This is a genomic window from Enterovibrio norvegicus FF-33 (genome assembly GCF_000286835.2).
Lineage (GTDB): Bacteria > Pseudomonadota > Gammaproteobacteria > Enterobacterales > Vibrionaceae > Enterovibrio > Enterovibrio norvegicus_A.
Window position 1 is genome coordinate 1,890,878 of sequence record NZ_AJYD02000038.1, and the last position, 9,842, is coordinate 1,900,719.

Annotated in this window: 5 protein-coding genes; 2 read left to right on the top strand and 3 right to left on the bottom strand. The window is 46.7% G+C overall.

What is annotated here, in order from left to right:
• Positions 1-116: 116 nt before the first annotated feature.
• From A1OO_RS16635 to A1OO_RS16645, 3 genes are all read right to left on the bottom strand, one after another.
• Positions 117-3,272 (bottom strand): efflux RND transporter permease subunit, encoded by a 3,156-nt coding sequence (locus tag A1OO_RS16635; protein WP_017003748.1) that lies wholly within the window; start codon positions 3,270-3,272, stop codon positions 117-119.
• A 6-nt stretch (positions 3,273-3,278) separates the two neighbouring features.
• Positions 3,279-4,400: an efflux RND transporter periplasmic adaptor subunit gene (locus A1OO_RS16640; protein WP_017003749.1), complete on the bottom strand. Its 1,122-nt coding sequence runs from the start codon at positions 4,398-4,400 to the stop codon at positions 3,279-3,281.
• 294 nt (positions 4,401-4,694) lie between these two features.
• Positions 4,695-5,219: an NADPH-dependent FMN reductase gene (locus A1OO_RS16645; RefSeq protein ID WP_016959658.1), complete on the bottom strand. Its 525-nt coding sequence runs from the start codon at positions 5,217-5,219 to the stop codon at positions 4,695-4,697.
• Positions 5,220-5,529: 310 nt separating this feature from the next.
• On the opposite strand from A1OO_RS16645, the gene A1OO_RS16650 reads away from it, so the two are divergent.
• Together A1OO_RS16650 and A1OO_RS16655 are read left to right on the top strand one after the other, a co-directional pair.
• A complete protein-coding gene (locus A1OO_RS16650; RefSeq protein ID WP_016959659.1) occupies positions 5,530-7,092 on the top strand; it encodes an ABC transporter substrate-binding protein in 1,563 nt (520 codons plus the stop codon).
• Positions 7,093-7,176: 84 nt separating this feature from the next.
• Positions 7,177-9,842 (top strand): methyl-accepting chemotaxis protein (locus tag A1OO_RS16655; RefSeq protein ID WP_026023917.1); only part of this gene is annotated, 2,666 nt, incomplete at its 3' end.

The following is a 9,842-nucleotide window of genomic DNA, read 5'->3' on the forward strand; positions in this document are numbered from 1 at the left end:
GAATGACTGAATACTTATCCTAATTGGTATAAATGAAAACAAAAAAGAAAAGGCATCCGAGGATGCCTTTTTCATATCAAACTTGGCCGCATTCGGCGGTCATAGCGCTCGCTTGATTATTTTTCGTCTTCCACTTCAATCAACTTAGTGGAGCCGCCGTGATATTTCTCACGCAGTCGCTGGATAATGGCAAAGAAGCCAGGGATAAAGAACGTACCCGCCAACAACACGCAGAGCAAACCACCTGCCAGTGATATACCCAGTGAGTTCTGGCTGATGTTACCCGCCCCACTCGCAAAGACTAACGGCATGATGCCGAGAATGAATGACCAAGACGTCATGTTCACCGCGCGGAAACGCAGCTTGCCGCCCATCACTGCAGAGTCACTAATTGGGTGTTCATTCTGTTCACGCTCATTTTTAGCAAATTCAACGATCAAAATGGCATTTTTAGCGGCCATCGCAATCAACAGAACCAGACCAATTTGCGCGTACAAGTTAAGCGGTGTGCCAGTGGCAGCGAGAGCGAGGAAGGAACCCAAGGTTGCAACCGGAACCACCAGAATGATCGCCAGTGGAATCGTCCAACTTTCATACTGTGCCACCATAAACAGGTAGATGAAGATCAGCGCAAGACCAAAGGCATAGATCGCCAAACTGCCTGCCTGTTTCTCCTGATAGGCCATTCCCGTCCACTCATATTGGTAACCTTGTGGCAGTTGTTCTGCCGCAACACGTTCCATCGCTTCAATCGCATCACCTGACGAGTAGCCTGGCGCAGGTGACCCTTGGATGACAGCAGAACGATACATGTTGTAACGCCATGCGACATCCGGTTCGAACACCTGCTCGATATCAATCAAAGTACCCAGTGGGATCATTTCACCCGAGTTAGAGCGAACATGGAAACGACTCAATGAATCCAAATCGTTACGGAAATCCGCATCAGCCTGAATCGTCACACGGTAGCTCTTGCCGTACAAACTGAAATCATTCACATACATCGACGCCAAGTTGCCTTGAAGCGTAGTGAAAATTTCGGACAGAGGAATACCCAGTTGCTTGGCTTTCTCACGGTCAATATCAACGTAGAAATGCGGAACATTCGCGCGGAACGTACTAAACGTACTCGCAATTTCCGGCTGCTGGTTAGCCGCTTCCATCAACTGTTGTGACACCATGGCCAAATCACCACGACTTCGGCCAAGCGTATCTTCCAATACAAACTCGAAGCCAGACGCCGGTCCCATCCCCGGAACAGCAGGTGGACCCATAGTGAACACAATCGCTTCCGGTAACTGCATGGCAGCAGCCCCATTGATTCGGTTAATAATGTCAAACGAGGAGTGGTCACCATCAAGTGCTTGACGCGTTTCCCAATCCTTCAATTTCACAAACATTGACGCACCGTTTGATGCAGAAGCACCCGTCAAGAATGCGTAGCCGTTAGCAACGGTAGCCCCTTCAACACCCGGTTCGCTGGTCACAATGTCATTCAGCTTTCTGGTCACTTCCTCTGTACGTGACAAAGACGCCGCATCCGGTAGCTGAACGTTGATCAGCAGAACACCTTTATCTTCTTGCGGTACAAAACCTGTTGATGTGGTTGTGGCAAAGTAACCTGCCGCACTGACTGCAACGATAAATAGCACACCCAACACCGCAGTTTTACGGACTAAGAAGCCTGCAATCGCGCCGTATTTGTTAGTAACGCTTTCTAAGCCACGGTTAAATGCCGTAAACCAACGCGCGTGATTATCTTTACCTTGCTTGAGCACAAGGGAGCACATTGCAGGTGACAAGGTCAGTGCGTTAATTGACGAGATCAGAACGGAAATACATATCGTCAATGCGAATTGGCGGTACATGATCCCGGTAATACCCGGCAACATTGCCACGGGTAAGAACACGGCCAGCAACACCATCGTCGACGTAATAATGGGACCCGTCACTTCCTTCATCGCAAGCAATGTCGCTTGGCGAGGCGTCAAAGACGGATCTTTTGCCATGTTGGTATCAACGTTTTCGATAACCAAAATGGCATCATCCACCACAATACCGATAGCCAAAATCAAACCAAACAGCGTCACGGTGTTGATGGTAAAGCCCGCCGCCAACATGATGGCAAACGTACCCACAAGTGACACAGGAATCGCGACAACGGGGATCAAAGTAGAACGGAAACTACCAAGGAATAGGTAGGTCACCGCAATAACCAGCAATATCGCTTCTATCAGCGTGACAACAACGCCTTTGATAGACTCAGAGACAAACAGCGTCGTGTCATAACTGGTCTCATAGCTCATTCCTTCAGGGAAGCTCTGAGAGAGCTGTTCTAAACGCTCCATGACCATCCCCCCACTTTCCAGCGCGTTAGCGTCAGATTGCAGGTTCAAGATCACGATAGAGGCAGGCTGTTCGCGGAAGTTGCCGTTACCCGAGTAAGACTTGCGGCCCAAGGACACATCAGCGATATCTTTCAGGTACACCATGGTGCCGTCCGCATTTGCGCGAACAACCACGTCTTTAAACTCATCCACCGAGCTCAGACGACCTTGTGTCACCAGTTTGAACGTCATTTCTTGTGCGTTGTTGAATGGCGGCGCGCCAATATCACCCGCGGCAACCTGAACGTTTTGCTCAGCAAGCACAGAACGCACATCTGACGTGGTGATACCTAGATTGGCCATTTTTTCTGGGTTAAGCCAAACACGCATCGAGTATTCGCCACCACCAAGCACATTGACATCACTGATGCCTTTGACACGTGCAATTTGGTCTTTGACATTCAGGTTGATGTAGTTAACCAGAAACTGTTCATCGTATTTGCCGTCCGGCGCATAGAAGTTCAGTACCATTAACAAGTCCGGCGAACGCTTCTTCACCGTGACACCAATCTGACGCACTTCTTGCGGCAACTTTGATTCTATTTGTGCAACACGGTTTTGTACGTTGACCTGTGCCATATCAGGGTCAGTGCCGATATCAAAGGTCACGTTTAAACTGTAAGAGCCATCATTAGCACTTTTGGAAGACATGTAGATCATGTTTTCCACGCCATTGACCGACGTTTCTATCGGGTCTGCGATGGCTTGCTCAACCACCTCAGCACTGGCACCTGCGTAAAACGCCGTCACACTAACAGAAGGTGGACTGATTCGAGGGTATTCAGCAACTGGCAGGTTCAACAATGCGATGAGACCTGAGAGCGTCAGAATGATGGAGATAACCAGCGCAAATTTTGGGCGGTTAATAAAAAAGCGACTTAACATATCAGCTTATGCCCCTTGGCCTTGAAGGCGAACTGTCATGCCATTTCGAACACGCTGCAAACCCTTGGTTAACACTTGCTCGTCTTCTACTAGGCCGCTTAATACAATGACACCTTTTTCCGTTTGAGGGCCAAGCTTCACGTTACGACGCTCAGCGACATTGCCTTCTTTCAGTACCATCACGAAATCACCTTCTAGATCGGTCTGAACCGACAAACGCGGCACAACAATGTGTGGCGTGGTGGCTTTTTCTTTGACGATAACTTCAACATATTGCCCCGGAAGCAGGCGATAACTCGGGTTAGGAAATTTTGCGCGCAGCGCAATGGTGCCCGTGTTAACGTCAATGCGGTTACCGACGTAGTCCAACTTACCAGCATGCTCATAGTCGTACCCATTACCCATACTTAGGAACACTTCAACACGTTTTGCGCCGCCCTCGCCGTTGCCTGACATTCTGTCAGCACCCGCAGCCAGACGTTGCTTCTCACTCATAGAAAATGATGCCTGCATCGGGTCAAGGCTAACGATGGTGGTGAGAACGCCAGTGGAGGGAGAAACCAAATCACCAATACTGGCCAAGCTTTCACTGATACGCCCAGTGAATGGCGCGACGATTTCGGTGTGAGACATGTCAGTTTCAGCGGCTTGCAGTTGCGCTTGCGCTGCCTTCAAGGCGGCTTCAGCTTGCAGCTTTACTGCGGTCAAACGGTCAAACTCAGATTGGCTAATACCTCCACGAGGTAACAAATCTTTCCCACGTTCAAAATCCAACGCGGTATTCGTCACGCCAGCCTCTGCTTGCGCCACAGATGCCTCAGCACTGGCGACCTTCGCGCGATAAATAGCGGGGTCAATTTGGAAAAGACGTTGGCCTTCTATGACCATTTCACCTTCGGTAAAATATCGCTCGGTTAAGTAACCAGAAACTTGAGGAACAATGCTGACATCCTCCATCGCTTCGGTTCGTCCGACAAACGTTTGTTGTGGCTGATAATCAATCACTTCAGCAGATTGGATATCAACGATAGGCAAGAAGCCACCCTTCTGTTGAGCTTCTTGCCCACCACAACCTACAAGCACTGATGCGCTAATCAGCGCAGGAAGCAATAACTTCCGTTTAATCATTTTTCTCTCCTCACCTAACCTGTTTGCATTGAGACAAACGCAAAAAAGAATAGCGATAATTTATAGTGATATTATTGGGCTCATCGCCAAAATAAGACGTGACATTTGTTGCAGTAAAATGACATATGTAGCAACAAAATGGCAAGCCGACCCTAGTATGCCAAGCTATCCTTTCTGAAAGCTGTACGACACACAAAATTGCGACAGAATTGTAGATATGCAGAATTAAGATGTTACAAAATGCGACAAGACAACAAAGGCGGTTATTTGCCCGCCAATGCAGTAAAGATGGGATCAGAGAAGAGTTTGCATCGCTTCAGCAAGTCGGACTGAAAGGGAGTCATTGCTTAAAACACCCACTTCCGTATCAAAGTTGTCAAAAAACGAAGGGATCGACAGTGATGCTTTTAAATCACCGTCAAAATGAGGGCATGACGCTGACGCCGCAGCAAGTACATTTTTCGCCCCGCCCGGCCCTGGCGATGTTGATAGCATCACCACTTTCTTACCTTGAAAGACTTTTTGATTAATACGAGACGCCCAATCGAACACATTTTTGTAAGCCGCACTATAAGACCCATTGTGCTCCGCAAACGAAATAACCAGCGCGTCCGCTTCGCCAATTTTCGCGAAAAACGCCTTAGCTTTTTCTGGCTGGCCTAACTCCTGTTCTCGATCAACGCTGAACAAGGGAAGTTCGTAATCATTGAGATCCAAGATCTCAGCGTCAGCACCATCAATCATGCTAACCGCGTGAGTGACCAACTGCTTATTAATTGACGCTTTACTGCTGGAAGCGGCAAAAGCAATAACCTTCATATTCTTCTCCGAAACGTTTGTTTGACATACCTAACAATCATAGCGTCTTGCCTGTGTCCTGTGCGTTTTACTTTTCAGATAGTTAGAGAAAACATCATGCTTTTCTTACTGGAAAAGTACACGGTTCAACATGGCTTCAATCATTCACGCCAATATAAAAATAAATCCAAAAAATTCAAGAAGATAAATTAAATAGATTTATTTATGATTCAACGCTCTCATAAATGAGTCTTTGATTAACTACACTTTTTAAGGAGAAAAACCAATACACCGACTTTTAACTGTCAGATGGTAAATCAAGGTAGTCAATATGAAACTTGTTAACTCACTCGTCAAAAGCGTTATCTCGTTATTCATCATTTCCCCGATGGTGTCCTTGGCAGCACCAGAACCCGGCTCACATTTGAAAGTCTTTATTCCCAGCCTTCCTTACTTATATATTTCACATTCGATCAATGGCGCGCTTCTGAGACCTGCAAATAACGATCGCGGTTGGGACTACGACATGGCGGTTTCACATAGAAAAGTTGACGACACAACCTACGAGTTCAATTTACGACAGGGTGTGAAGTTTCAAGATGGCACACCATTTAATGCCGACGCGGTATTAATGAACATGAAATTTTTCAAGGAAGACCCGTTTTTATTTACGAAAATAGACACGGTTTTTGATCGCGCAGAAAAAGTAGATGACTACACCGTTCGATTTCATCTCACAGAAAAGTATGGTCAATTCCTAAACGATGCTATTTGGATTCAGTTCTACACCCAAGCCTATCTCGACAAATTTGGTTGGAACGGCAAACCAACATGCCCGAACCTTGCCGAACCAGGCCCTTACGGCTTGGGGCCCTACATTCTCAAAGAAGGGTACATTGAAGGTGATCGTCAAACACCCAAAGCAGTTTTAGTGGCTAATCCTAACTATTGGAATTCTGAATTTCCAAAGATTGAAACGGTGACCGTCTATACCGAGCTCGACTCCAACCAAGCACTAGAGATGGCTATTGATAACGATGCCGCTCTCGACATTATGCCAATACCCTTTTCTGAGAAGAAACGAGTCGAACAATCACGATTTGCCAAACTTGTGAGTGCACCGTCAACCAACAACATCGCTATTCACATCAACATGCGAACGGGCAACAAGCGCCTTCTTGACAAAGATGTTCGTGTCGCTCTCAACAAGGCAATAGACCAACGCCGCTTACTTGAAAAGAACTACGCAGGCGAAGGTCAGATAAGCCCAACACTCGCTGCGCCTCTCTATCCTGGTGTAGACAAAGTGGTGAAAAACCTCAAAGCCTATTCTGAAGTGCAAAACCCCAAATCCATTCGTGACGAGCTCAAGAAAACTTTAGATGGACTTGAACTCAACGTATATACGCAAGACCGTTTTATGTACATCTGGAAAGGTATCGACCGTGACTTACGCAAAGTTGGCGTAAAACTCAATTTCACCATCACATCTAGTGAGAAAGATGTCTTTGGTCAGTTGCTTACTACTAACGCTAAAAAGAACACTGAAGATTGGGATCTCCTCGTTTGGGGTAATGACGATTGGTATTACAACCACCCCTGGTCGGCATTTTTTGTCTATCGCACACACAATGCGTGGAGCACCATCTTCCCAGACAGCACTTTGGATGGATACATCGAAAAGATGTTCCGCGAATCGGCGGGAACACCTGAGTTTGATGACGTCTCTGACAAAATCATGCGTCATGCATATAACAACGGGTACATGTTGTTTGTCCCAACGCCAAACAAGGTGTTAGCCGTCAATAGAAACGTGAATTACTCACCATTTAGAATGGCCAACATGCCACTGTGGGAAATCGAAGTCACGCCTTCACATTGGTCAGTCAAATAGTTTTTCGGTGAGTCACTGAACACAATGAAACGAAAAGCGAGAGTATGCTGACATCGCACTCGCTGGTAAAAAAAAGGGTCTCGAATGTTTGCAAAGCTAAAAGTAAAGCTACTTCTTATCTTCTTGTTCACTGGCGTATTACCCATTCTTGTTGTTGGGTATTTGGCACTTACAACATCAAGTGCTGCGTTACAAGATCAAGCGTTTGCACAGCTTGTCAGTATGCGAGAAGTTAAAAAGGATCAAATCGAGTCCTATTTTAGTCGTGCTCGCAAAGACACGATGATCCTTTCCGGCAGTGAAGACACCAAGCAAATTCAAAAATTGCTTCAATTCTACGCTGCAGATGAAGATGTCGAACGTGATGATCCCTTTCCTACTGACACATATGAATACGAAGAAATCTGGAGCGTCAACGGAAAAACCCTCAGTGATTATGTCAATGTCTACGGCTATACCGACGTTTTCATTATCCAAGCCGACACTGGTCACGTGGTTTACACCGCACAAAAAAGATCCGACCTTGGCGCGAATCTCATTTCAGGGCCGTTAAAGAACAGTCCCCTCGCCACCTTGTTTCGAAATGTCGTTTCCAGTAACGACATTAGTGTTCAAGATTATCAGCGGTATGCTCCTCACGACAACAAACCTGCCGCACTCATTGGCGCTCCAATCACTGATTTAGGCGGCAACACTCTCGCGGTAGCCGTATTGCAGCTTTCTGTCGCAGAAATTAACGATATCATGTTGCAGCGCACAGGCATGGGGGAAACCGGTGAGACTTATCTTGTAGGATCTGACTTTTTGATGCGATCAGATTCGTTCTTGTCCGATATCAGTCATTCCGTTAATGCTTCATTTGCCACACCTGAAGAAGGAAGCATCAAAACCATCGCCACCTTAAAAGCTATCGCAGGTGAAACAGGTTTTGACATCATCAATGACTATCGGGGTATCTCTGTTTTAACTGCATACACGCCTCTTGAATTTGGCGACAAAAAATGGGCACTTGTAGCCGAAATTGACGAATCAGAAGCCTTTAGCCAAGTCAGCACCATGAAATGGATGATTGGTATTGCGCTGCTGTCCGGTGTAATGATCATCACGTTGATTGCACTTGTGGTGACGAGGTCGCTCACTCACCCTGTGTTGAAACTAACTGAAAACTTGGAAGCCGTTGCGCTAACTGGAGACTTCTCAGCACGAGTCGTGGTGAGAACCAAAGACGAACTGGGCCAATCTGCTGATGCATTCAACACGCTGATGGATAGTATGCAAGCAGCAATTGGTGACATAAAAAAAGTGATGGAGGGCTTAGCAGAAGGCGATTTCAGTCATCGTATTGAAACTGATCTTCGTGGCGATCTCTTATCGATCAAGCAGGCAACCAACACTTCCCTAGAAAATGTAGAAGCTTCTGAACGAATAAAAGCAAACCTCGAGCATGATGCGAAAATTCAAGCGGAGGAGAATGCTCGTGTTCGTCAGGCGCTGGACAACGTTTCTACCAACACTATGATTGCAGACAGAAATTTCGACATCATTTACCTCAATAGTGCGTCTCAGGCATTGCTGAGAGAAGCAAGAGATGATTTTGCTCAGGTGATCCCGCACTTTAACCCCGATGACATCCTCGGGCAGAACATTGATTTCTTTCATAAGAATCCTGCGCATCAGCGACAATTACTCGAACATATTGATGACACACATGAAATGCAAATGCCCGTTGGTAATCGCATTATGGCCATTGCTGTCAATGCGATTATTGACGAACACAATGAAAGAATTGGTACCGTTATAGAGTGGACAGACCGCACCGCTGAAGTCGCCATAGAGCGTGAAATTGATCAGATGGTAGAGGCCGCGACACGCGGAGACTTCTCTAAACAACTTTCTCTCGATGACAAGAAAGGGTTCTTGTACAAACTCGCACAAGGCTTGAACTCTCTGACCAACAATACCGACGCCGCACTCGAAGACGTGCAGCGCATTTTAAGTGCAATGGCCAAAGGCGACCTCACACAACGAATTGAAAAAAGCTACAACGGTCGCTTTGCCCAACTGAAAGCCGACACCAATGCCAGCATTGATAGGCTGACTCAAGTCATTGACAATATCCGCCTCGCATCAGAAACCATTTCCAACTCTTCCAATGAAATCGCATCAGGTAATCGAGATTTAAGTCAACGCACCGAAGAGCAGGCAACATCGCTACAAGAGACTGCAGCAAGCATGGAAAGCATGACCGATACGGTTAAACAAAGCGCAGACAATGCCAAAGTCGCCAACAAATTGAGTGAAGACGCACGACTAAAAGCTCGTGAAGGAGGAAATGTGGTGATGAGAACCATCACCGCCATGGATCAAATCAGCGGAGCCAGTAATAAGATTTCCGACATTATTGGTGTCATTGATGAAATCGCCTTCCAAACAAACTTGCTGGCGCTTAATGCAGCCGTAGAGGCAGCACGTGCAGGTGAACAAGGCCGTGGGTTTGCTGTTGTGGCAGGCGAAGTACGAAACCTCGCACAGCGTTCGGCAGAGGCCGCCAAACAAATCAAAGAGCTGATCCGCGATACGAACAAAAAAGTAGAAGATGGTGCGGAGTTGGTCGCTGAATCCGGCGAGACACTGCAAGAAATTGTCAATATGGTTGAAGAGGTCAGCAACAAAATGTCTGACATCAGTGAAGCGGCACAAGGTCAAAGCTCCGGCATTGAACAAGTGAATATCGCCGTCAATCGTATGGA